The sequence below is a fragment of the Proteus alimentorum genome, assembly GCF_002607735.1.
In the GTDB taxonomy this organism is placed as follows: Bacteria; Pseudomonadota; Gammaproteobacteria; order Enterobacterales; family Enterobacteriaceae; genus Proteus; species Proteus alimentorum.
This window is the reverse complement of sequence record NZ_NBVR01000024.1, coordinates 288,660-314,225: the sequence shown is the minus strand read 5'-3', so window position 1 is coordinate 314,225 and position 25,566 is coordinate 288,660. Positions and strand designations below refer to the sequence as shown.

The following is a 25,566-nucleotide window of genomic DNA, read 5'->3' as shown; positions in this document are numbered from 1 at the left end:
GAATAATACCAGATAATAATAAAAATAATAATATTAATTTTATCATTTATTTACGTAATTTACGTGTAAAAAATAGTCTTATATTTTGTTGCTGTTTTTTAATACCGAGATAAAATCAAAAAATGAATATCTAATATAGGCATTGATATTCATTTTATCCTTCAATATAGGAGAACTAAGATGAGTCATTTTAAAATTGGTATCGTTGTCGGTAGTTTAAGAAAAGATTCGTTTAATAAACAAACAGCACATGCTTTAACTAAGTTATTCCCTCAAGAATTTACCTGTCAGTTTATCGATATTAGTACTCTTCCTCTCTATAACCAAGATGATGACAGTCATACTCCCTCTTCTGTTATCGCTTTCAAACAACAAATACAAGCGAGCCAAGGCATCATCTTTATCACACCGGAATATAACCGCTCAATACCTGGTGCACTTAAAAATGCGATTGACCAAGCCTCTCGCCCTTATGGAACGAATGCTTGGAATAAAATTCCAGCCGGAATTATCGGTGTTTCAACGGGTAATATTAGTACGGCAATAGCTCAACAACATTTGCGTAATTCGTTAGCCTTTTTGAATATGCCAACCCTAAATCAACCCGAATGTTATCTAAAATGGTATGACGGAATGGTTGAGAATGGGCAGTTTTCAGAGAAAACAGCAAGTTTTATGCAAAACTGGGTTGATGCCTACGTGGCTTTTGTGAAGCAAAATAATCAATAACAAACTAAAAAGAGCTTTATGTGAAAAGCATAAGCTCTTTTTTTTCATCATCAGAGTTAATGTAATTTATTTGGTTATAATATCTCTATTGACAAATAAAGATTTCAATATTTCATAGATAAAAAGTAACGATATCCTTATTCACTTCTGCATTAAACAACACAGGACAAAAATAGATCATCTTTAAAAGACTTATTTTTATTATTACAATTAAGAATTGTTTATTATCTAATCAAAAATAAAGGGGCTTAAATAGAATCAGACTTGAGATCAAATTTAATCATTTATCTTACTCGTTCTAAAGTCATAAAATATCAATAAGACTTCAATCTACTACCTCATATAAAATTTACAATTTGATAATTATTTTTAATAATTTATATTAAGTTAGAACATTAGTCACAATATGCGATACATCTCTAAATAATATGCTTCTATAATTGTGATCAACAAAAAAATTACCTATATTACTCATCCATTAAATACTGGAAGGTAAATCATGGATAAAAACTTAAAAGAAATTGAATGCGAAATTGCTGCTCTAAAAATTGTTATCAAATCTTTACTTTCCACGCTAAGTGATAAACAACGAAGGGATATGTTAGGCAATATATCTATAGTGCTTGAGGATACATCGAACAAATACCCTCAACTCAATGAAGTTATTAACTTAACTGAGCAATATGTGAAGAAACTTACTCAAGCTTAATGAAAACGATATTTGCTATTGCTATAAAATTTATACCCTAATTTTTATAGGGTGAAAATAGCATCCTATTGATTATTTTATATAGGATATACTGTGATTTCCCTTCCATTAATACAACACTAAGTTAAATTTATTGAGTGTCTCTTTCCCTCATCTCAAATATCCTCACATTTACTGTTCTAATGAAAAAACGCGGTCAATTTGTATATTCATTTATCAATTTGATTTTTTCTTGGATTTAATTAAACAATTAATTAATATGAAAATTAATTTATCACACAGCAATAAATTGTCGTTCTTTTGAGGATCTTATGGAAAAAAAAATGGTCAATATAGAGTATGAAATTGCGGCAGTAAAAGTCGTTTTAAAAGCCTTGTTATTGACTTTGACTGATAAACAAAAAGAAGTAGTGATCCACGATATAAATAAAACCGTCAATGATGCTTATATCAATCATCCTCAATACCAAGATGTTATAAGCAAGACAGAACAATATATAAAAAAAATGCTCTAAACATTGATGCCACATTCTTCAGCACCCTCTCTTTATTATTATTTATATTAGAGAGGACTTATATCTACATCTTTAAAAATCAAATCACGTCAAGCTTTAACATAATCACTGATTGATTGATTATGAAAGTTAAAATAGAAAGTACTTTTTTATTGATTGAGTATAAACGAAATAACATTATTATTTATGGCTTGCTTAATTTGGATAATCATTTTCTGTTTCTCATAACAAAATCACAAACCATTGCTGTTTCAAGACTCAATCAATGACTAAGTTAAATCTATTTCTGCTTTTAAATAAAAGCAAGAATAATAAGAAGTTAAACTTTAAATTTATTATGTTTATGCGTCTAACGAGTAAAAACTTACCACCTTAGACACACAGTGTACAAATTTTCTATATCAATGATGAACAAGATTGAATTTTTGTACCGATAACTGTAATTCTTCGGTTTGTCTTTCTAATGAAATAGCTGCCGCTGAAACTTGTTCAACTAAAGAGGCATTCTGTTGTGTTACACCATCCATTTGAGTAATCGCCACACTCACTTGACCAATACCTTTACTTTGCTCTTCAGATGCAACCGTGATTTCTTTCATTATTGACGTTACCTGTTTAACTCCCGTCAAAATATCTTCCATCGTTTTTTCCATATCACTCACTAAACTTGCACCTTTTTTTACACGTTTTGAGGAATCAGCAATAAGGAGTTCAATTTCTTTAGCAGCTTTGGCACTATCTCCTGCTAAATTACGCACTTCATTGGCGACAACCATAAATCCTCGACCATGAGCACCTGCTCTTGCCGCTTCTACTGATGCATTTAAAGCAAGTATATTCGTTTGAAATGCAATGTTATTAATGACATTGATGATATCGGCAATCTTACTTGAACTATTAGAGATCCCATCCATTGTTGTTACAACAGATTCAGCTAATTCATTGCCTTTTTCAACTGTCACTGATGCAACTTCAGCCAATTCTCTCGCTTGATAAGCATGTTCCATATTCTGATTAACAGCAGCGGTAATCTCTTCCATACTTGCTGCTGTTTGTTCTAATGCCGTTGCTTGCTCCTCTGTACGAGAAGCCAAATCGTTATTCCCTTTAGCAATTTCAGATGCGCCACGATAAATACTATCACTTCCTATTCGGATCGTACTTACCGCTTCATGCAAACTATTTTGCATCTCATTTAATAACGGTATTAATCGCCCAGCACAGTTATTACCAAAAGGCGCTAGTGGCTGACTCAGATCACCTTCTGTAATTCTTATAAAATGTTGGCGAATACTTTCGAGTGGTTTTTGTAACATTACCACTAAATAGCGATCAGTGAGGATCAAAATTCCCCCCCCTAAAATGGCGCTAACAATAATAACTATTTGTGTCACTTCAATAAGCCCATCCACTTCTTCAATCGTACTATCGATTTTTATATTTGCGGCATTATTAAAGTTTTCACTCACATTACCTAATTCGCGACTCAACGCAGGTGTTACATTTTTTGCATGATGTTCATATTGCTCGATGGTGCCATTGAGCGCTAATTCCATCTGCTTTTTTACTCCTTGTTCAAAAAGCGCTTGCCATACATCCATTAGCTCTTTCGATACTTTTGCATCCATCGGCCCTGGGGAAACAGATTTCATATACGTAATCTGTTTTTCCATATTATCCATCGCCAATTGTGCTTGTGTAAAATCGACGTTTTTGCCTTCTGCTTTCTCCTCAACGAGACGATTTAATCGAGAAGTGAATCGAAAATACTGATCATTTCCCTGACTGAGTGCAGCCATTTGTTTTATTATTTGATTATCAGATTGATTGCCTTCAGATATTTGTGATAATGACCATGCGCTATAAAGGCTAACACTGCCAAATAACACACATAAAGTCCCCAGTATGATTATCATCATCAGACGAATAGTAATGTTACGAAGTTTCTGCATCGAATTTCTCAACTAACAAGATAAAGTAAGCCCAATAGGGCGTAATGTACTCTTATCGACACTTTTTCAATTTATTTTAATTTTTTACTAAAGTTTTTTATAAATTGGTTTTTTATTTTCTATACATAAAAAGAGTTAGATGAAAGAAGCAAAAATGTTACTTATATATCATTTTTTATAATTTAATATAAAAAACAGAAAATCATTAAAAATCATAATGTTGATATAATGATTGCGATAAAAATAAATAAGAAGCATTAAAGAGAGCAAAGGATAATTGAAGAGAAAAATAAGGTTTGGAATATTCTTAAATCAGCTAAAGAAACATAAATGTTGAGTGGACAATATTGAGAGCGTATTTGAGGAAAAGAGTTCTTGGAGCGGGCGAAGGGAATCGAACCCTCGTATAGAGCTTGGGAAGCTCTCGTTCTACCATTGAACTACGCCCGCGGTAGATTTTTCTGATTATACGCCTCCTTGATTGAACGACAATCCCCCTTCTTATTCAAATGATTATTTAATCATCACAAAAAATATAACTATTTGTTTTTAAAAACAATAAAGCCACCTTTCGGTGGCTTTATAACTATATGGGTATTCGTTAATGCTATTTGTTAATTAACCATTTATTTAAAATAACAGTTATTTAAAATAATAATTATTTATTAGGGCGCATTGCTGGGAATAAAATAACATCACGAATAGTGTGACTGTTAGTAAATAACATCACCATACGGTCAATACCAATACCTAAACCTGCTGTTGGCGGTAAACCATGTTCTAATGCCGTGATATAGTCATGGTCGAAGAACATAGCTTCTGCATCACCCGCTTCTTTTTGGCGAACTTGATCTTCAAAACGTTCTGCTTGGTCTTGTGCATCATTAAGTTCTGAGAAACCATTACCAATTTCTCGACCACCAATAAAGAATTCAAAGCGGTCAGTGATAAATGGATTATCATCGTTACGACGAGCCAATGGAGAAACTTCGGCAGGATATTCAATAATGAACGTTGGTTGAATTAAGTGGCTTTCTGCAACTTCTTCAAAAATTTCACACTGAACACGACCTAAGCCCCAGCTTTTCTCAATCTTAATACCAATAGATTGAGCAATAGCAACGGCTTTATCCATATCATCCAAATCAGCCATTACAGTTTCTGGACGATATTTGCAGATAGCTTCTTTCATGGTTAATTTGGCAAAGGGTTTACCAAAATCAAACTCTTGATCACCGTATTTCACTAATGAAGAGCCCAGTACATTTTCAGTCAATGTACGGAATAATTCTTCAGTTAGTTCAATCAGATCGCGGTAATCAGCATACGCCATATAGAGTTCCATCATGGTGAACTCTGGGTTATGACGTGGTGATACACCTTCGTTACGGAAGTTACGGTTGATTTCAAATACGCGATCAAAACCACCCACAACTAAACGTTTTAAATATAACTCAGGAGCAATACGCAGATACATATCGATATCTAACGCATTATGGTGAGTAATAAACGGACGCGCACTCGCTCCACCAGGAATGGTTTGCATCATCGGCGTTTCAACTTCCATAAAGCCTTTGTTCACCATAAATTGACGGATACCCGCCATGACTTGTGAACGAATTTGGAAAGTTTTACGCGATTCTTCATTAGAAATCAGATCTAAATAACGCTGACGATAACGCATTTCTTGGTCAGCTAAACCGTGGAATTTATCTGGTAATGGGCGTAGTGCTTTAGTTAATAAACGCACTTCTGTACAGTGAACACTTAATTCACCCGTTTTCGTTTTGAAAACACGACCGCGAGCACCTAAGATATCGCCCAGATCCCATTTTTTAAATTGCTCGTTATAGATCCCTTCTGGTAAATCATCACGAGAAACATAAAGCTGAATACGACCACCCATGTCTTGCAATGTAGCGAAAGATGCCTTACCCATAATGCGGCGAGTCATCATACGACCTGCAATAGAAACTTCCACATTTGCGGCTTCTAACTCTTCTGCACTCATTGCATCATACTTTTGATGTAATTCATCAGACAGAGAATCTCTGCGGAAATCATTTGGGAATGCGTTACCATTATCACGTAAAGCGGATAATTTTTCGCGGCGTGTTTGCAGTTCGTTATTTAAATCAGGTGCCTGCTCCGCACCTTGTTGCTGTTGCGACATGTTTTTCCTCACAGGCCCGCTTTTAAGCTAGCTTCAATAAATTTATCAAGATCACCGTCTAATACTGCTTGTGTATTACGCGTTTCCACACCAGTACGTAAATCTTTAATACGTGAATCATCAAGAACATAAGAACGAATTTGACTACCCCAGCCAATATCGGACTTGTTATCTTCCATTACTTGCTTGTCTGCATTTTTCTTCTGCATTTCCAGCTCATATAACTTCGCTTTCATCTGCTTCATTGCCTGATCTTTGTTCTTATGCTGAGAGCGATCGTTTTGGCATTGAGTGACAAGACCTGTTGGAACGTGGGTAATACGAACCGCAGATTCTGTTTTGTTAACGTGCTGTCCACCTGCACCTGAAGCACGATAAACGTCAATACGCAAATCAGCTGGATTGATTTCAATATCAATATTGTCATCAACTTCAGGGTAAATAAAGGCAGAACTAAATGAGGTATGGCGACGGCCACCTGAGTCAAATGGACTTTTACGAACTAGGCGATGAACACCTGTTTCTGTACGTAACCAACCATAAGCGTACTCACCAATAATTTTGATAGTCGCTGATTTTAATCCTGCAACATCACCGTCAGATTCTTCAATAATCTCTGTTTTAAAGCCTCTTGATTCAGCCCAACGTAAATACATGCGCATCAGCATACTTGCCCAATCTTGCGCTTCTGTACCACCTGAACCGGCTTGTAAATCAAGGTAGCAATCCGCACTGTCATATTCACCAGAGAACATACGACGGAATTCTAATTGCTCAAGCTTTTTATTTAACACATCTAATTCAGCAATAGCTTCGTTAAATGTTTCTTCGTCATCAGCTTCAACCGCTAATTCAAGTAAACCAGAAACGTCTTCTAGTCCTTGATCTAACTGATCGATTGTTTCTACGATAGCCTCAAGAGATGAACGCTCTTTACCTAATGCTTGTGCCCTTTCTGGCTCATTCCATACATCAGGTTGTTCTAATTCAGCGTTAACTTCTTCTAAACGCTCTTTCTTGGCATCATAGTCAAAGATACCCCCTGAGAACATTTGTTCTTTCAGAGACTTCTTCTATTTGGTGTTTTACGGGGTTGATTTCAAACATACTTTTTCGTCTTTATGTTGTTTTCAAAAACAATTGGAATAAATTTTGAACCGCATATTGTAACGGATATATCAGCGGGTTTATAGCATTTATATACAATTGTCTATCAGATCGTTGTTACCATAACAACGTTACTCTTTATAACACGGTAAATCGTTTAATTATTCGTGTTAACAAGGCCAAATGTGCTCAACAAGCAGTTGCGCATTACGTTGTCCTCTAAACTCATTGACATCTAATCGATAAGCTAACTCAACCGTTTTAATGCTGTTATCTGGCCACATATTGATATCAACATTAAATGCAATTGCATCAATCATAAGATGACTATTTACTGGCTGAAGCATCATTTTTAAATGCTTACTACCGACAATACGTTGTTGTAATAGCGTAAATTTACCGTCAAATAAAGGTTCAGGAAAAGCCTGTCCCCAAGGACCTGCTTCTCTTAGCATTTCTGCGATAGGTAATGAAAGTTGATTATCAGTGAGTTCACCATCCGATAAAATAACACCTTGCAACTGTTCATCCGAAACCAACTCTGCCATTAAAGACGAAAAATGACGTTGAAATAACGGGAATTTATCTTCTTCAAGTGAAAGTCCAGCCGCCATTGCGTGCCCACCAAACTTCACCATCAAACCCGGATTTAATGTATTTAGTCGTTCTAAAGCATCTCGCAGATGAACGCCACTAATTGAACGACCAGAGCCTTTTAACAGGCCATCACTGCTAGGTGCAAAAGCAATAACCGGACGGTGCAATTTTTCTTTAATACGAGACGCTAAAATACCCACAACACCTTGGTGCCATTCAGGATGATAGATCGCTAAACCATTGGGTAAATCATGTTGCGTTCCCATAAATTGGCGGAAAATGATAGAAGCTTCTTCTTGCATACCCGCTTCAATTTCACGCCGAGTTTGATTTAATCCATCAAGTTCATTAGCAATTTCACGCGCTGAGCCAATATTGTCGGTTAAAAGTAAAGCAACACCCACAGACATATCATCAAGGCGTCCTGCTGCATTTAAGCGAGGCCCTAAAGAGAAACCTAAATCGCTACTAACCAATTGAGAGAGTTCTTTACGAGAAACTTCCGTAAGTGCTTTTATCCCTACACAACAACGACCCGCTCTAATTCGGCGTAATCCTTCATAAACAAAAATACGGTTATTTTCATCAAGAGGAACAACATCTGCCACTGTGCCTAGTGCCACTAAATCGAGAAAATCAGCCATATTGGGGCGAGCTAAGTTTTGTTGCTCAAACCAGCCTTGTTTTTCTAATTCAGCCCTTAATGCCGTCATTAAATAAAAAGTAACACCAACACCGGCTAATGATTTAGATAAAAAAGAACAATCTGTCAGGTTAGGATTAATAATTGCATCAGCGGCGGGTAAGGTTTGTCCCGGTAAATGGTGATCGGTAACGAGGACACGAATACCATATTCATGAGCCGTATCCACACCGTCAAAAGAGGATATTCCATTATCCACAGTGATAATGAGATCAACCCCTTTTCTAGCAACGTCATGAACAACTTGAGGGCTTAAGCCATAACCATCATCAAAGCGATTAGGAATATGATAGCTAACTTGCTTAAATCCCATTTGACGTAATGCTTTAATCGCAAGTGCGGTACTTGTTGCACCATCAGCATCAAAATCGCCGACAATAACAATACGAGATTGTTGCTGTAATGCCTCAATCAGTAATGAAATTGCCGTTTCTATTCCTGTTAATGCTTGATAATGAAGTAAGCCTTTTAACGATCGTTCTAGTTGAACTTCAGATGTTATTCCTCGATTAGCATAAATTTGTCGTAATAAGGGATCTAAGTTATCCGGTAATTGAGTTACCTGCGCAATTCGACGACGCAGTGTCGGTTCAATAGTGACCATAAAACGTAATTACTTCTCTTTTTTATCTAATAATTCAACAAGGTTTTGAGCAGAAATATATCCACCATAAATACTGGCATTTGGTAATACAATAGCGGGTGTGCCTTGGATCCCCATCATGGTGCCTAATTTAAAGTGTTCATTGATATTGATTTTTGTACATTCATCAATGGGTATAATTTTGTCCCCTTTAAATGCGCTGTCTAATGATTTATTAGGAAAACCACTACACCACACGGCATTCATCTCTTTACTCACGATATTATTGCCAATACCGTTACGAGGAAATGCTAAATAACGCACGGTTACCCCCTGTTTATTCAACTCTGGAACTTCTTGATGTAGTTTTTGGCAATAAGGGCAACTAATATCAGTAAAAATAGTGATCACATGGCGCTCATTACGCGCTTTATAGACAATCATTTCATTTTTAAGTGAATCTACTTTTTTCATAATAACTTGATTAGCAATGCTAACTGGCTCACCACTACTAATGTTATAAATAGGTCCCGCAGTCAGATACTTACCATCATCTGTAATATAAAAAATGCCTTTATCTGATAACACTGCATTTAACCCAACAATCGGCGTAGGTTGGATACTTTCTGCTTTAATTTGCATTTTAGCCAGTTGTGCTTCAATAGAAGCATTGTCAGCAAGTGCAGGTATTGACGCCATACTTAATAATATTGGCAACCAGAATAATTTCTTTTTCATTTGAATTCCTATTTAACGCCTGCTCTTTAGCGGCTATCCCCTTGGATGATGTTGCTGATGAAGCGCTTTCAAGCGTTCTGTTGCAACATGGGTATAAATCTGTGTTGTAGAGAGGTCACTGTGCCCCAATAACATCTGTACAACACGCAAGTCTGCTCCATGATTTAAGAGATGGGTCGCAAATGCATGACGCAATACATGAGGTGAGAGTTTTTCAGTATCGATTCCTGCTATCACGGCATAATGTTTTATCCGATGCCAGAACGTTTGTCGTGTCATTTTTTGCCCTCTTAAACTAGGAAAAACAATATCGTCCGTTTTCCCTTGCATTAAAGTGGGTCTTCCATATTGCAGATATTGCTCTAGCCAGTAAATAGCTTCTTCACCTAAAGGAACTAATCGCTCTTTATCGCCTTTACCGATAACTCGTAGCACGCCTTGCCGTAAGCTGATATCAGAGAGGGATAATCCCACTAATTCAGAAACACGAAGTCCACATGCATAAAGGACTTCAAGCATTGCTTTATCGCGCAATTCAAGTGGTTCATCGATACAAGGAGCATTAAGTAAATCATCAACTTGTCGCTCACTTAAATCTTTTGGTAAACGCTTGGGAAGCTTAGGGGTTGAAAGTAATGCGCTAGGATCGTCTAAACGTAATTTTTCACGATATAAATATTGGAATAACCGGCGCATTGTGCTGAGTAATCGGGCTGCACTGCTGGCTTTATAACCTTCATCTAAGCGCGTCGCGAGAAAAGATTGTAAATCTAAAGTAGTGACTGATAACCAATCTAATTGGTGATGTGCAAGCCATTGCCCTAATGCTTGTAAGTCTAAGCGATAAGAGCTGAGCGTATTGGCAGATAAGCCTTGCTCTAACCAAATGTTGTCGAGAAATTGTTCAATGATAATATCAGTCTCTTCATTGATATGCGTTGTCTTTTTTGTCGATAATTTGGTTTGTGACACAGTCTTACTCTCCCTCTCTTTAGCTTATCGCCTTTACATTATGCCTTATAAAAAAATTTTTCTGGTACAATAGTGACCTTTATTGGCAAAAATATCCTAAAAACCTTTATGAAAATTGGTCTATTTTACGGTTCCAGCACCTGTTACACCGAAATGGCAGCAGAAAAAATTCGTGATATTCTCGGTGAAGAGTTCGTTGATCTTCATAATGTTCAAGAGTGTGATATCACGCTTATGGAACAATATGACATCCTTATTTTAGGTATTCCAACTTGGGATTTTGGTGAGATCCAAGAAGATTGGCTCAATATTTGGGATACATTGCCGACATTAAATTTAAACAATAAGCTTATTGCAATGTATGGAATGGGTGATCAGGTTGATTACAGCGAATGGTTTCTTGATGCGCTGGGTATGCTCTACCATCATTTATTACCAAGTGGTGTTAAGTTTATTGGGTTCTGGCCTGTTGATGGATATGAATTTGTCAGCCCAAAACCTTTATCAGATGATGGTAAACATTTTGTTGGTCTTGCATTAGATGACGTAAATCAGTTTGAAGAAACTGATGAACGTTTATCACAATGGTGTATGCAAATTCTACGTGAAATAGAAGAAAACTTATAAATTTAATATCCAGATATTAAATATCTGGATATTGCATTAATAACTGAGAGAAGTTACGCCACTCATTTTCAGCCATACTATCGAAAGCGACCCATAATGTGATTTGCTTTTTATTTAGAATAGAAGTCAAGGTTATTCGAGTACCAAAACGGCTGATCCAAGGACGTTTTGTTATTTGCCATTCATGCAGTTTCCATTGAATTCGGTTGCCATTCAGTAAAACAAAATCCCCTTTGATACGACTAATATTCTTTTGTGTGAAATACCAACTACCTATCAAGAAAAGTAACAATGGAACCCAAACATAAATAAAATCAGGAGGCCATGGATACAACAGTAAGCCTATCTCAAAGGCAACATAAGCAACCGTTGAGAAGAATTGAGTGAACCATGACACTGTGAGATGCGATTTCCATAAAATCACGAGTTATATTAACTCCTGCTGTAATTCTATACGAATATAAATAAGTTAAAGATAATAAAGAGCAACCTATTTATAATGTAACTTCTTCCTTAACCTTGCAATTAGTTTATCTTACCTTTTTACTCAATTATTTATTATTACTTTTTCTATTTTAGATTTGCTCAAAAAATATAGCTTAATAATAAGAACCTGATTGATATTTTTTGTTAATCGTTGTTTTAATAAAGTCAGCATATCTGATTTATTAAGTATAAAGTGAAAAACATCAAAAAAAGGCGATTTAAGCGATCATTTTTAGAGATAGCGCGCAAATTTAACGCAACTATATTTTTTATTTCAGTAAATTTTAGAGTGCCATTAATGTTATTAAATTTTTATACAAAAAATAAAAACGCCTTTATTCGATGAGAAAATAAAAGCGTCATTTTTAATCAATCTTAATTACTATTTAATCTATCGCTGATTTGATAATCTATTTTATTAATATTTATCAACGATCTCCGCCATTCTAGCTTTATTGCGATCTTGGATTAACTTCACCATATAATAGAGTTCATCATCATCAGGGCGCCCATGATTCATTAACCAGTTAAATAAATCAGGATCTGCACACTCTAGTAAACGAACAAAAAGCGCTTTATCGTTATCAGATAGCGTATCGTACTCATTCTCGAAAAAAGGCATGATAGAAATATCCAGTTCACGCATTCCACGACGACATGCCCAGTTAATTCGTGCTTTATTCTCTATATCGATAGTCATACTCTGCTCTTTACATTGTTCAAATCAAGAAATACCACGATTTCTTCCTAGCATTGATGATAGTCTTATCGCAAAAATTTTAACATCAAAATGATCACAGTTTGCAGGTTTAGTCTCATAGACAACCTATTGAACATGCTTTCATTTGTTATTTATCAAGTTCATTTTCTGTGCGCTAAAAATAATAATGACTTGCATTGTCTTGCCACTCTTTTACCATAACTGATGTATCTGATTAATTTAATAGCTGGTGACATCATGACTCAAAATTCTACTCAGGCTAAACGCCCTCATGCAGCAATCAATTTGCCATTAACACTGGTTTCTTTAGATGAATGGTCACTGATAACAGCAACAGGTGCTGACAGTGAAAAATATCTACAAGGTCAACTAACAACGGATATTGCAGCACTTCCAACAACGACACATACATTGGCTGCACACTGTGAAGCAAAAGGTAAAATGTGGAGTACACTCCGCTTATTCCACCAGCAAGAAGGTTTTGCTTATATTCTGCGTAAAAATGTCGCACAAAAACAACTTGCTGAATTAAAAAAATATGCCGTATTTTCAAAAGTAACCTTAGCTGAAAATACACAAGCCGTATTATTAGGATTAGCGGGGCAAGGTGCAGCTCTTGCATTAGCAGATTACTTTCCCAATATTCCTCGTAAAGCAAACGAAGTTGTTAATCACGATAATACTTATATTCTTCAGCTCCCTTTACCTACTGAACGTTTTTTAATCGTAACAGATGAAGAAACAGCAAAAAATCTTGCAACAACATTAAAAGCAGAAACCAGTAATAGTGAGCAATGGTTAGCCTTAGATATTGAGGCTGGATATCCTATTATTGATACTCCAAATATTGAGCAATTCTTACCTCAAGCAACAAATCTGCAAGCATTACCACTGAGCATCTGCTTTAAAAAAGGCTGTTATACCGGGCAAGAAATGGTATCTCGTGCGAAATTCAGAGGTGCAAATAAGCGAGCAATGTATCTGTTATCTGGTGGTGGTACTGAATTACCGGAGATCGGTGGTAGCGTTGAATGGCAATTAGGCGAAGATAAATGGCGTAAAACAGGAACGGTATTAAGCGCTGTACGTATGGCTGATAATACTATTTTGGCTGAAGTTGTTATGAATAACGATATGGCGCTAGAGAGTGTATTTCGAGTTCAAGACGATAACATTAGTCGTTTATCCATTAAACCACTGCCTTATTCTTTAGAAGATGCGTAATTTTTATTTATCATAACCAATACGGACTTTTATGACACAATTACCTAAAGGGGCATTTGGCCCCTTCTCTGATACTATTAACTTTATTATGGAATTAGATAAACTAAAACGTGTTTATCGTAAAAATAATGTATTAGATAATAGTCGTTCCGAAAATACCGCAGAACATAGCTGGCACTTTGCCGTTGCAGCAATGAGTTTTCAGCCCTATGCGGGTGATATTGATATGGGACGTGCTATTCAGTTAGCCCTTGTTCACGATATCGTTGAAATAGATGCTGGCGATGTGATGGTTTATGACGTTGCCGCTCGCGAAGCAATTAAAGAGCACGAGCAAAAAGCAGCAAAACGTATTTTCTCTTTATTACCGTCCCCACAAAGTGAATATTTTCTCAATTTATGGCTGGAATATGATGCGGCTGAAACACCAGAGTCTCAGTTTGCCAATATTCTTGATCGCACCATGCCAATGCTGATGAATTTACATAATGAAGGTCAAAGTTGGGTTGAAAATAATATCCGCTTAGAACAAGTATTAGCACGTAATCTGTTTATTGAAAAACAGTGGCCTGAATTTTGGCAATACCTCTACCCTCAATTATTAGAGGCACAGAAAAAAGGCTGGCTGAAGTAATCTATTCAATATTGAATTTGTTAAATAAAAAATACCGAAGGCTAAGTTAACCCTCGGTATTAAAATTTAAGAATATAGCGAGATTAAAGCTTATTCATAATCACTGATTGGCGCACATGAACAATGTAAATGACGGTCGCCATACACATCATCCAGACGTTTAACCGCAGGCCAGTATTTGCTTTGTTTTGTTGCTTCACTTGGGAACACGGCACATTCACGACTATAACTATGTGACCATTCTTGCACTAATTCATATTGTGTATGAGGTGCATTAACTAATGGGTTGTCATCAATTGGCCATACACCTTTATCTACCTGTGCAATTTCAGCACGAATAGAAAGCAGCGCTTCAATAAAGCGATCAATTTCAACTTTACTTTCAGACTCAGTTGGCTCAATCATTAATGTACCCGCAACAGGGAATGACATAGTTGGAGCGTGGAATCCATAGTCAATTAAACGCTTAGCCACATCCATTTCACTAATACCGTAATTCGCTTTTAATGGGCGGATATCGATAATACATTCATGTGCGACATAACCATCAGCGCCAGCATAAAGAATGTCATAGTCATTTTTCAGACGTTGTGCAATATAGTTCGCGTTTAAGATTGCCACTTGGCTTGCTTGTTTAAGCCCTTGTGCGCCCATCATACGAATATACATCCAACTGATTGGTAGTATTGAAGCGCTACCAAATTGAGCCGCAGAAACAGCGCCTTGTGTAGTGACATTTTCCATTTCAACAACAGAATGCCCTGGTACAAATGGTGCCAAGTGTGATTTAACACCAATAGGTCCCATTCCTGGGCCACCACCGCCATGAGGAATACAGAAAGTTTTATGTAAGTTTAAGTGCGAAACATCAGAACCAATAAAGCCCGGTGTTGTGATCCCCACTTGTGCATTCATATTGGCGCCATCAAGGTAAACTTGCCCGCCATATTGATGAATGATTTCACAAACTTCACGAATACCCTCTTCATAAACCCCATGTGTCGATGGATATGTCACCATCACACAAGAGAGTTCAGCTTGGTGTTTTTCTGCTTTGGCTTTTAAGTCTGCAATGTCGATATTACCGTTATCATCACAACCGACCACTACCACTGTCATCCCTGCCATATGTGCAGATGCAGGATTAGTGCCGTGTGCTGAACTTGGGATCAAGCAGATATGTCTCGCACCTTCGCCACGGCTTTGATGATAACGACGAATGGCTAATAAGCCTGCATATTCGCCTTGAGCGCCTGAGTTTGGCTGCATACACATCGCGTCATACCCCGTTAATGCGGCAAGCCAATTGGATAGTTGTCCAATCATCACTTGATAGCCTTTCGCTTGATAAGCTGGGCAGAATGGATGTAGCTCTGTAAATTCAGGCCATGTGATCGGGATCATTTCAGCGGCAGCATTGAGTTTCATCGTACATGAACCTAACGGGATCATCGCTTGATTCAATGCTAAGTCTTTATTTTCTAAACGATGCATATAGCGCATCATTTCTGTTTCACTGTGATAATGATGGAAGTTTTCATGAGTCAGCACAGTGTCTTTACGTTGCATAGAAGCAGGAATTGATGCTGATGAAGAAGCAACTTGTTTATCAAGTGCATCAATATCACCGGCTAATGCTTTACCACTGATAATTTCAACCAGCTTTAACACATCTTCACGCGTTGTAATTTCGCTTAGTGTGACACCCACGGCACCTACAATATCGGTACGTAAGTTAATTTCAGCATCTTTAGCACGTTGTAGTACAGCGGCTTTATCAGCGGTATCAATCGTTAATGTATCAAACCAAGTTTTATGGCGTAACACCATACCGTTTTGTTGTAAACCCGCCGCTAAAATATCCGTTAAACGATGAATACGTTGAGCGATGGTTTTTAACCCTTCTGGTCCATGATAAACCGCATACATAGCCGCGATATTGGCGAGTAAGACTTGGGATGTACAAATATTCGAGTTCGCTTTTTCACGGCGAATATGCTGTTCACGCGTTTGCATTGCCATACGTAATGCACGATTACCTGCCGCATCACGAGAAACACCAATAATACGTCCCGGCATCGCACGTTTATACTCATCACGACAAGCAAAGAATGCGGCATGTGGGCCACCGTACCCCATAGGGACGCCAAAACGTTGTGCTGAACCTAATACGATATCAGCACCTTGATGACCCGGAGCAGTGAGTACCACCAACGCCATTAAATCAGCGGCAACACTGGTAATAATTTTGCGCTCTTTTAGTGTAGCTAATAACTTGCTGTGATCATGAACTTCGCCTGTTGTGCCGACTTGTTGTAATAGCACACCAAAGATACCTTCAAGCTCTAATACTTTTTCAGCTTTATCAACAACAACTTCAAAACCAAAGGTATCTGCACGCGTTCTGACAACATCTAAGGTTTGAGGGTGAATATCATCAGCAACAAAGAAACGATCCGCATTTTTCAATTTGCTTACACGTTTTGCCATCGCCATTGCTTCGGCAGCAGCTGTTGCTTCATCTAGCAACGATGCAGAAGCGAGATCCATTCCTGTGTAATCAATTGTAACCTGTTGGAAATTCAGTAATGATTCTAGGCGACCTTGAGAAACTTCTGGCTGATAAGGTGTATAAGCGGTATACCAACCCGGATTTTCTAATAAATTACGCAAAATCACAGGAGGTAATACAGAAGGTGCATACCCCATTCCAATGTAAGAGGTAAAACGTTTGTTTTTGCTGGCGATCGCTTTCAATTCAGCCAAGGCTTCTTGCTCTGTTGCCCCTGCACCTACATTCGGTGGTGTTTCTAATTGAATATTATCTGGAACAATTCTTTGAGTTAATTCATTTAATGAGGAGACGCCAACAGCACTGAGCATCTCTTTAATCTGTTCTGGTGATGAACCAATATGGCGACGAATAAATTCATCGCGATACTCTAACTGATTTAAAGTCTGTGTCATTGCAAGTAATTTCCTGAATTCACTATGAATGGATAGGTAAATAGCACACGGCTTAAAGCGCGTTGAGATAGCGTTACGATAACAAGCTAACAAATAAAAACGCCCCGGCATTATTTGACGGGGCGCTTCGGTTTTACTCTTCGCTATCTACCAGTTCTTGATAACCAGCGGCATCAAGTAAGTCATCTAATTCGCTTTCATTATTTGCTTTAATGCGAAATAGCCAACCTTCTCCATAAGGTGCACTGTTCACCAGTTCTGGAGAACCATCTAACTCTTCATTTACTGCGATAATTTCACCTGATAATGGTGCGTAAATATCTGATGCTGCTTTTACTGATTCGGCGACTGCACAATCATCACCAACGGTGACCTCTCTACCCACTTCGGGTAGATCAACAAACACCATGTCACCTAATAATTCCTGTGCATGTTCAGTAATACCGATAGTGTATTCACCATTGCCTTCTGAACGGATCCACTCATGAGATTGTGCGTATTTTAATTCACTAGGTATTTGACTCATTGACCTTACTCTCCATTTAAAATAATTGTGCGTGCTATACCAATGCTTTACCTGAGCGAACAAAACCAGGTTTTACCACTTCCACTGGCATCTCACGATTACGCATTAATACAATTGCGCTATCTTTTATACCAGCAGGAACTCTTGCTAATGCAATACTAAAACCTAATGTAGGCGAAAAAGTACCACTTGTAATAATACCTTCTCTTAATTCACCTAAATCATCAGTAAAGTGTACGGCAGTGCCAGCACGCAACACACCTTTCTCTCGCATTACAAGACCAACAAGTTTATCTGTGCCTATTGCGCGTAATTTTTCTAATGCTTCTCGACCAATAAATTGACGATCTTCTGGCGCCCATGCAATCGTCCATCCCATATTTGCTTCAAGTGGATTAATCGTTTCATCCATCTCTTGGCTATATAGGTTCATTCCCGCTTCTAAACGCAATGTGTCTCTTGCACCTAATCCTGCGGGTTTAACGCCCACAGCTAATAATTTTTTCCAAAAATCGACGGCTTGCTCTTTTGGCATTGCGATTTCATAGCCGGCTTCACCGGTATAGCCCGTTGTTGCAATAAACAAATCACCAAGCTCTACACCATAGAAAGGCTTCATGGCAGAAACAACTTGGCGTTGCTGCTCAGTTAATAAGCGTTGGGTTTTTTCTTGTGCATGAGGGCCTTGAACGGCAATAAGAGCCAAATCATCACGAACAGTGATATCAACGACATAATCGGCAGCATGTTGCTCAATCCATGCCAGATCTTTCTCACGAGTAGCAGAGTTCACAACGAGGCGATAGAAAGAGTCATCAAAATAGTAGACGATAAGATCATCAATGACACCGCCAGATGCATTGAGCATACCGGTATAAAGCGCCTTACCTTTTTCGGTGAGTTTAGCGATATCATTCGCTAATAAATAACGTAGAAAATCTTTAACTTGTGAGCCATGTAAGTCAACAATGGTCATATGAGAAACATCAAACATACCGGCATCACGACGTACAATATGATGTTCATCTATTTGAGAGCCATAATGCAGTGGCATCATCCAACCATGAAAATCGACCATACGAGCACCGCAGGCTACGTGCTCATCATACAACGGAGTCTGTTTTGCCATTCTTCCCTCTTTCTACTTTTACTTTAGATTATTCAGAGAACGCGATTTGTTAAATATAAAATTAAACTTGATTTAAAATCATAGTGTTAATCTCAAGCTTAAGTTTATTTTTAAACATGGATTTAACAAATGCGAGCAATTAACGTACAACGCAAACGATACCATCCCCTTGAACTTAGCATTGTGAGAAAAAATAAACCATAAGTTAAAATAGGGTATTGTGTCTCTTAATCATAATGTAGACATATGGGTATGCAGAACTAATGATTGCAATTATGCGTATCAGCGCTCATTTTTAGCGAGGAATTACTAAAAAAAAGGAATTAGTGCAAAGAATAGACTGAAAAAATAGATTTTTTTAGTTCTATTTCTTCAGCCAGATATAAATAAAAGTAATGTGAAATAAGAGAGGAATTAGATTTTTTCAACTGAAGTGAAATTTTTATCACTTAGCCATTCTGGTAAATCAGAAAGTCCCATTGCTTGCTCAAGTAACTTAGGTTTTACCCCTGGTAAACTATCTGCTAACGAAAGGCCGATATCCCTAACCAGCTTTTTAACGGGATTATTGCCAGCAAAAAGTTCACGGAATCCTTGCATACTGGCCAACATTACAGCAGCAGCATGTTTGCGACGGCGCTCAAATCGTCTCAAATAGAGATATTCACCAAAATCTTTACCTTCTGCTTTTAAGCGACGGATCTCTCCGATTAACTCTGCAACATCCATAAAACCAAGGTTAACACCTTGTCCAGCTAAAGGATGGATAGTATGAGCAGCATCGCCTAATAATGCTAAACGAGGAGCAGCAAATTGGCGAGCATAACGACCTGTCAATGGTATGGTCATGCGATCACTGATTAACTCACATTGGCCTAAACGCATATCAAAGGTTACACCTAGTGTGCGCTCAAATAGGTTTTTTTCTGCATTTTGATAACGTTCAGCGAGGTTACTTGGTAAAGACCAAACAATAGAACAAGTATGAGGATCAAAAAGAGGCAGAAACGCTAAAATACCTTCGCCATGAAAGACTTGACGCGCAACATTTTCATGAGGTTGTTCAGTACGAATAGTGGCAACTAAAGCATGATGTTCATAGTCCCAAAAAGTGAGGGGAATATCTGCGTGTTTACGTAACCATGAATTAGCCCCATCAGCTCCGACAACGAGTCTTGCCGTCAACATTTCACCGTCATTAAGGGTAATAAATGCATCATTTTCCCCCCATACCACACGCTCAATTTGCGTTGATGAATAGAAGGTAATATCACTATGGCTTTCACATTTTTGCCAAAGTACTTCACGAATAAGGTTATTTTCGATAATAGAACCTAAGTGACTGAATCCTTCTTTTTGGGCTGAAAACTCAATGCGGCCAAAGCTATCTTGATCCCAAACTTCCATACCTTGATAAGGTGCAGTTCGTAATGCTTGTAAATTTTCCCAAACACCTAATTTTTTCAGCAACATCTCACTGGCTGTATTAATAGCAGATACCCGTAATGAAAAATCATCTTGTGGGTGAAAAAGTTTCGTTACTGGGTGATTTTCTATTATCGCTATCCGTAATCCACACCCGTGTAATCCGCTGGCTAATGCAAGCCCAACCATTCCACCACCAGCAATAACAACATCAAATGATTTCATAATAAAAGTATCCTAAAAAGCGATTATTTTAGAGCGCGCCGTTCTTTTCTGCTTATTTTTACAACAAAAAAATTGACCATCAAAGATCAACACGCTCTAGTCTGTCCAGCCAAGTGTTTGATGCGCCAACTTATCTCTCATCATTGGGAACAATTCCATCGTCATTAACCCTAAATTGCGAGAAACAATCAATGGTGCACAACGATTTGCAAACACTTTTACCAACCCATCAGTAATAGAGATGGTTTTTTCTCTATCTTGTTGGCGAATTTGTTGATATTGAGAGAGCACTCGATAACTACCAATATCAGTATTGGCATTAATCGCTTGGGTGACTGTATTGGCGAGTGCCATAACATCACGTAAACCAAGGTTAAAACCTTGTCCTGCAATAGGATGAAGTGTTTGCGAGGCATTTCCAACTAACGCTAAGCGATGACCAATTATTTGATTGGCTTTTTGTAGTGCTAAAGGGTAACAATTTCGCTTGCCAATATGCTCGATCTTCCCTAGACGCCAGCCAAAATCACGCTGTAAATGTGCGATGGTTGTTTTATCATCCCACTGTGAAACTTCATCCAATTTATCAATAGGATGACACCATACTAATGAACTACGCCCTTCGCTCATTGGTAATAGGGCTAATGGGCCAAATTCAGTAAAGCGCTCAAAAGCTTTCCCTTGAGGATCGATTTGCGTTTTGACATTAGCAATCACAGCCACTTGATGATAAGGCTCTCGTTGCCATTGAATATGGCACTGATGGCCAATAGGTGAGTTGGTACCATCAGCGGCAATCAATAAATCACTCGATAATTGCGTACCATCATCAAGTGTTACCTCAACAGAATTGATATTACGTTGAACCTGTTCAACTTTAGCGGGACAATAAAGCGTGATATTAGATTGTTTTTTTAATTTCGCAAAAAGCTGTCGCCCTGCATCATGCAATTCAATAACATAACCCAGTGCTGAGATATCATAGTCTTGTGCATGAATATTAACAAAACCACAATGACCTTTATCAGAGACATGAACATGATTAATGGGAGTGACAAAAGGTTTTAATGTTGACCAAAGCCCGATCTGCTCTAACCGTTTCGCTGTTCCATGTGCTAATGCAATCGCTCTTGCATCAAACCCTGGGTGCCCATTGTCAGGCTCTCTTGCTTCAATTAGCGAAATTGAAATCTTACCTTTATTTAATGTAGAGAGTGCAAGTGCTAATGTCGCACCTGCCATTCCACCACCCACAATAATCACATTCATGCTGATTTTAGCCTTAAATTTTTCCTGCCATCAGAGCTTCAATTTCATCAGGATCTTTAACGACTGATGCCGTTAAATTCTCATTGCCTGTTTCTGTGATAACAATGTCATCTTCAATGCGAATACCAATACCACGATACTCTTGTGGCACATCGGCATCTGGCGCAATGTAAATTCCCGGTTCAATGGTTAGTACCATGCCCGGCTCTAAAATACGGTCACGCTCGGTGCCATAATGCCCAACATCATGAACATCAAGGCCTAGCCAATGGCTTAAGCTATGCATAAAGAAACGCTGATAAGCTTTTGTTTCAATAAGATGCTCGATTTCACCGTGCATAATGCCCAGTTTAACCAGTCCTTCGACCATGATATACACGACATGCTCAGTGACTTCTTTGATACTTGTACCAGGTTTGTACAATTCCAAAGAAACATTGATGGATTTTAAGACAATGTCATAAATTTCGCGTTGTTGACGGCTAAATTTACCATTAACAGGGAAAGTACGAGTGATATCACCAGCATAACCTTCATATTCACAGCCTGCATCAATAAGAACTAAATCCCCATCACGCATTTTGGTTTCGTTTTCGGTGTAGTGCAAAATACACCCATTTTCACCACTGCCGACAATGCTGTTATAAGAAGGGAAACGCGCACCATGAGAGACAAACTCATGTTCAATCTCACCTTGAAGTTGATATTCATACATACCCGGCTGGCATTTTTGCATCGCACGCGTATGTGCTAATGCGGTAATTTTTCCAGCTTTACGCAGTAATTCAAGTTCAAAATCAGATTTAAATAGGCGTTGTTCATGAACAATTGGACGCCAATCAATGATAGTTTGTGGTGCTTTTAAGTTACGACGAGAGCCTTTTCTTAACGTTTCTAATGCACTAAAAACGATTTCATCAGCAAACGCATATTCACCTTGAGCATGATAAACAACATCTAATCCGTTTAATAATTGGTAAAGTTGTTCACTCACATCTTCATAAGGTAGTGCCTTATCAACACCTAATTTTTCAGGTGCAGCTTCTTGTCCAAGGCGACGACCAAACCAAATTTCAGCGGTTAAATCTCTAACGCGATTAAAAAGCACACTATGATTATGTGTTTCATCACTTTTAATCAGCACAAGAATAGCTTCAGGCTCGCTGAAACCAGTTAGATAAAGGAAATCACTATGTTGGCGATAAGGATACTCACTATCCGCATTACGTTGCGCTGGTGGTGCGGCGAAAAAAATAGCCGCACTCGCAGGCTTCATTTGAGCTAATAATGCCTGACGACGGGATAAAAATTCTTGCTTATTCATACCCACTCCTGTCTTTCATTTATCTTTATGGTTATCTAATTAATGATGAAATTAATGTAGTACACGTTGATCATTTTGCTCGTTATTTCCTTTGTCTTTTGGTGCGACAAAAGTGATATAACAAAGTTGAACGGATACTTTTACATATTCACTGACTTCTTCAAGTGCATCTTCAAGTTCATCTTGGTTTTCGTCTTCTTCGTAACCTAGCGCACCAATATTACGAAGATCAGTAATCACTTCAGTCAACTCTTTATGATCAGACAACTTAGGTTGAGCAACACCCAGACCTAAAAGAAAATGATTAACCCAACCCGCAAGAGCATCGGCTCTTGAAAAAACAGATTCAGATTCGTCAGGCACTAGCATAGAGAAGTTGAACACACTGTCATCGAGCTGTTCATAGGTGATGTGATAAAGCTCTTCAAGTGGCTCTGATAGCGTTTTAGGAAAAGCTAAACCTTCATTGGTCAAGTCGTGTAATAAGGTTTTCCAACTGCTATCGCGCACTGCACCGCAAATAAATCCTGTAATCAAACCATGCATTTCAGCTGCGGTTAAAGGTACTGTATGTTGCTGTAATAATGCATCAATAGTTTGATAATTCGGTAATGTGTTCTGTTTTGACATAAGAATAAACGTCGCATTTAGGGGAATAGTTCAAGATATGCTACCATCAATAGAAGTCGCTGTACCAGTTAAGCCATGTTAATCATTGGAATTTTTGCAGTAATAGCGTTTAATACAGCGTTATAACCGTATACACTACTAAACACGTAGCACAGATTTTATGTCAGGAAGGAATCATGTCCGCACAACCCGTTGATCTTCAAATTTTTGGGCGCTCATTACGTGTCAATTGCCCACCAGAACAAAGAGATGCTTTACTGGCTTCTGCTGCTGAACTGGAACAACGATTACAAGATCTCAAAGAACGCAGTGGTGTTTCCAATACAGAGCACTTAATTTTTATCGTGGCATTAAATATGAGTCATGAGTTGGCAGAAGAAAAGTTAAAAACCAGAGACTATGCCTACAACATGGAAGAGAAAATAAAAATGCTACAACAATCTATTGAACAAGCTTTACACGATCAAGGCAAGCACCATGATCGCACTTTTTCAACTGCGAAGTAGATTTGTTCAGAAAGCATGCGTACACCACGAAATTCACAGATAATAGGTTGCTTTCTACAATTAAAATAATACAATAGTCCATAGATAAGGTGCTTAACGCACCCACCAAATTTCTCTGAGATGTTTGCCAGCGGGCCAGTCCCCTGAGCCGATATTCGAAACACATAGAACGTGGTGATCTGTTGCTTGTGAGCATACCCGATTCGTTCAGGCAGCCTAATGGCAGCAACACTATGTTCACCTTGGACCATGGGTTCAAGGGTTACAGCTTGCGGCGGCATCTTGGAGACCTCTACTAAAGTTCTAAACATTAGGTATTTTGTAACTACTTAATGTTTAGAACTTTTTTTATGCCTCTATTCTCCTATCTTCAACTTCTTCGCATTCTTACCTCTAAAGTGTGATAAATTGATTAAAATGATGGTTTCTACTTAATACCAACCACTTATTGATGGATTGATGAATGACGCATACTTCACTTTTTCAGCAAAGAGATGAAATCCGCAAAGCTATTCGCCAAAAACGCCGTTTACTTACATTAGACGAGCAACAGCAGGCAGCTGAACAATTATGCGAACAGGTTCTCTCTCACCCAAAAATCAAACAAGCGCAGACGATCGCACTGTTTCTTTCTTTTGATGGTGAAATTGATACATCACCTTTGATCACCCAGCTATGGGTATTAAATAAACAGGTTTGCTTACCGGTATTACACCCTTTTCATCGCCATCATTTACTTTTTTTACGTTATGACCCAACCACTCAATTAGTAAAAAATCGCTTTAATATTTTTGAACCGCCACTCAATGTGAATAACATTATTCCAATATCTGATATTGATATTATCTTTACGCCACTTGTTGCTTTTGATGAATTCGGTCAGCGGCTCGGTATGGGAGGTGGCTTTTATGATAGAACATTAGAAAATTGGCAACAGCAGTCATTTTATCCTATGGGGCTTGCACATACTTGCCAACAAGTTAAGCCATTGCCAAGTGCAGATTGGGATATACCATTGCCTGAAATTATTACACCCAATAAAATATGGAGTTTTAATAATTAAGTTTTATTTTTCCATCATCTTTGTTTTTTTAT

General features: G+C 37.9%; 23 protein-coding genes, 1 tRNA gene and 1 other RNA gene. 9 read left to right on the top strand and 16 right to left on the bottom strand.

What is annotated here, in order from left to right:
* Positions 1–180: 180 nt before the first annotated feature.
* The 3 genes from B6258_RS08250 (at position 181) to B6258_RS08240 (ending at position 1,953) form a co-directional block, all read left to right on the top strand.
* Positions 181–729 (top strand): NADPH-dependent FMN reductase, encoded by a 549-nt coding sequence (locus B6258_RS08250; RefSeq protein WP_099074850.1) that lies wholly within the window; start codon positions 181–183, stop codon positions 727–729.
* 499 nt (positions 730–1,228) lie between these two features.
* The gene (locus B6258_RS08245; protein ID WP_098942235.1) at positions 1,229–1,438 is read left to right on the top strand and encodes a sigma-S stabilization anti-adapter protein IraP; all 210 of its coding nucleotides are present in this window, start codon (positions 1,229–1,231) and stop codon (positions 1,436–1,438) included.
* Between the two features lie 311 nt (positions 1,439–1,749).
* The gene (locus tag B6258_RS08240) at positions 1,750–1,953 is read left to right on the top strand and encodes a hypothetical protein (RefSeq protein WP_099074849.1); all 204 of its coding nucleotides are present in this window, start codon (positions 1,750–1,752) and stop codon (positions 1,951–1,953) included.
* 401 nt (positions 1,954–2,354) lie between these two features.
* On the opposite strand, the gene B6258_RS08235 is transcribed toward B6258_RS08240, so the two are convergent.
* From B6258_RS08235 to xerD, 7 genes are all read right to left on the bottom strand, one after another.
* The gene (locus tag B6258_RS08235) at positions 2,355–3,905 is read right to left on the bottom strand and encodes a methyl-accepting chemotaxis protein (protein ID WP_099074848.1); all 1,551 of its coding nucleotides are present in this window, start codon (positions 3,903–3,905) and stop codon (positions 2,355–2,357) included.
* A 376-nt stretch (positions 3,906–4,281) separates the two neighbouring features.
* Positions 4,282–4,355: transfer RNA gene (locus B6258_RS08230), tRNA-Gly, on the bottom strand.
* Between the two features lie 208 nt (positions 4,356–4,563).
* A complete protein-coding gene (lysS, locus tag B6258_RS08225) occupies positions 4,564–6,078 on the bottom strand; it encodes a lysine--tRNA ligase (RefSeq protein WP_099074847.1) in 1,515 nt (504 codons plus the stop codon).
* An 8-nt stretch (positions 6,079–6,086) separates the two neighbouring features.
* Positions 6,087–7,185 (bottom strand): peptide chain release factor 2 gene (gene prfB / locus B6258_RS08220; RefSeq protein WP_099074846.1). Its coding sequence is split into 2 segments (ribosomal slippage): positions 6,087–7,109 and positions 7,111–7,185, totalling 1,098 coding nucleotides; the frame shifts between segments, so codons are not numbered across the junction.
* A gap of 170 nt (positions 7,186–7,355) precedes the next feature.
* Complete coding sequence (gene recJ / locus B6258_RS08215; protein WP_099074845.1) at positions 7,356–9,089, bottom strand: single-stranded-DNA-specific exonuclease RecJ; 1,734 nt, start codon at positions 9,087–9,089, stop codon at positions 7,356–7,358.
* Positions 9,090–9,098: 9 nt separating this feature from the next.
* Positions 9,099–9,806, bottom strand: coding sequence for a bifunctional protein-disulfide isomerase/oxidoreductase DsbC (dsbC, locus tag B6258_RS08210; RefSeq protein WP_099074844.1), 708 nt, complete (start codon positions 9,804–9,806; stop codon positions 9,099–9,101).
* Between the two features lie 33 nt (positions 9,807–9,839).
* Positions 9,840–10,778 (bottom strand): site-specific tyrosine recombinase XerD, encoded by a 939-nt coding sequence (gene xerD, locus B6258_RS08205; RefSeq protein WP_099074843.1) that lies wholly within the window; start codon positions 10,776–10,778, stop codon positions 9,840–9,842.
* A 108-nt stretch (positions 10,779–10,886) separates the two neighbouring features.
* On the opposite strand from xerD, the gene fldB reads away from it, so the two are divergent.
* Positions 10,887–11,405 carry a flavodoxin FldB gene (fldB, locus tag B6258_RS08200; RefSeq protein WP_099074902.1) on the top strand — a complete coding sequence of 173 codons (519 nt, stop codon included), beginning with the start codon at positions 10,887–10,889 and terminating at the stop codon, positions 11,403–11,405.
* A gap of 16 nt (positions 11,406–11,421) precedes the next feature.
* On the opposite strand, the gene B6258_RS08195 is transcribed toward fldB, so the two are convergent.
* Entirely contained in the window at positions 11,422–11,829 is a 408-nt protein-coding gene (locus tag B6258_RS08195; RefSeq protein WP_099074842.1) for a protein YgfX, read from the bottom strand.
* Between the two features lie 480 nt (positions 11,830–12,309).
* On the bottom strand, positions 12,310–12,585 hold the full coding sequence (gene sdhE / locus B6258_RS08190) for an FAD assembly factor SdhE (RefSeq protein ID WP_072063493.1): 276 nt from the start codon (positions 12,583–12,585) through the stop codon (positions 12,310–12,312).
* Between the two features lie 264 nt (positions 12,586–12,849).
* Between sdhE and ygfZ the strand changes: the two genes are divergently transcribed.
* Both ygfZ and B6258_RS08180 read left to right on the top strand, forming a co-directional pair.
* Positions 12,850–13,836, top strand: a complete 987-nt coding sequence (gene ygfZ / locus B6258_RS08185; protein WP_099074841.1) for a tRNA-modifying protein YgfZ — start codon at positions 12,850–12,852, stop codon at positions 13,834–13,836.
* 31 nt (positions 13,837–13,867) lie between these two features.
* Positions 13,868–14,470 carry an HD domain-containing protein gene (locus B6258_RS08180; protein ID WP_099074840.1) on the top strand — a complete coding sequence of 201 codons (603 nt, stop codon included), beginning with the start codon at positions 13,868–13,870 and terminating at the stop codon, positions 14,468–14,470.
* Between the two features lie 90 nt (positions 14,471–14,560).
* On the opposite strand, the gene gcvP is transcribed toward B6258_RS08180, so the two are convergent.
* From gcvP to B6258_RS08145, 7 genes are all read right to left on the bottom strand, one after another.
* Positions 14,561–17,437, bottom strand: a complete 2,877-nt coding sequence (gene gcvP / locus B6258_RS08175) for an aminomethyl-transferring glycine dehydrogenase (protein WP_099074839.1) — start codon at positions 17,435–17,437, stop codon at positions 14,561–14,563.
* A 133-nt stretch (positions 17,438–17,570) separates the two neighbouring features.
* Positions 17,571–17,963 (bottom strand): glycine cleavage system protein GcvH, encoded by a 393-nt coding sequence (gene gcvH, locus B6258_RS08170; protein WP_099074838.1) that lies wholly within the window; start codon positions 17,961–17,963, stop codon positions 17,571–17,573.
* A gap of 34 nt (positions 17,964–17,997) precedes the next feature.
* Positions 17,998–19,092, bottom strand: coding sequence for a glycine cleavage system aminomethyltransferase GcvT (gene gcvT, locus B6258_RS08165; protein WP_099074837.1), 1,095 nt, complete (start codon positions 19,090–19,092; stop codon positions 17,998–18,000).
* A 414-nt stretch (positions 19,093–19,506) separates the two neighbouring features.
* Positions 19,507–20,742, bottom strand: a complete 1,236-nt coding sequence (ubiI, locus tag B6258_RS08160) for an FAD-dependent 2-octaprenylphenol hydroxylase (protein WP_099074836.1) — start codon at positions 20,740–20,742, stop codon at positions 19,507–19,509.
* Positions 20,743–20,838: 96 nt separating this feature from the next.
* A complete protein-coding gene (gene ubiH, locus B6258_RS08155; RefSeq protein ID WP_099074835.1) occupies positions 20,839–22,011 on the bottom strand; it encodes a 2-octaprenyl-6-methoxyphenyl hydroxylase in 1,173 nt (390 codons plus the stop codon).
* Between the two features lie 13 nt (positions 22,012–22,024).
* A complete protein-coding gene (gene pepP / locus B6258_RS08150; protein ID WP_099074834.1) occupies positions 22,025–23,335 on the bottom strand; it encodes a Xaa-Pro aminopeptidase in 1,311 nt (436 codons plus the stop codon).
* A gap of 51 nt (positions 23,336–23,386) precedes the next feature.
* Positions 23,387–23,965, bottom strand: a complete 579-nt coding sequence (locus B6258_RS08145; RefSeq protein WP_099074833.1) for a YecA/YgfB family protein — start codon at positions 23,963–23,965, stop codon at positions 23,387–23,389.
* Positions 23,966–24,141: 176 nt separating this feature from the next.
* Between B6258_RS08145 and zapA the strand changes: the two genes are divergently transcribed.
* The 3 genes from zapA (at position 24,142) to B6258_RS08130 (ending at position 25,534) form a co-directional block, all read left to right on the top strand.
* Complete coding sequence (gene zapA, locus B6258_RS08140; RefSeq protein ID WP_023581530.1) at positions 24,142–24,471, top strand: cell division protein ZapA; 330 nt, start codon at positions 24,142–24,144, stop codon at positions 24,469–24,471.
* Positions 24,472–24,580: 109 nt separating this feature from the next.
* Positions 24,581–24,764: non-coding RNA, 6S RNA (gene ssrS, locus B6258_RS08135), on the top strand.
* Between the two features lie 170 nt (positions 24,765–24,934).
* Complete coding sequence (locus tag B6258_RS08130; RefSeq protein WP_099074832.1) at positions 24,935–25,534, top strand: 5-formyltetrahydrofolate cyclo-ligase; 600 nt, start codon at positions 24,935–24,937, stop codon at positions 25,532–25,534.
* Positions 25,535–25,566: the final 32 nt, after the last annotated feature.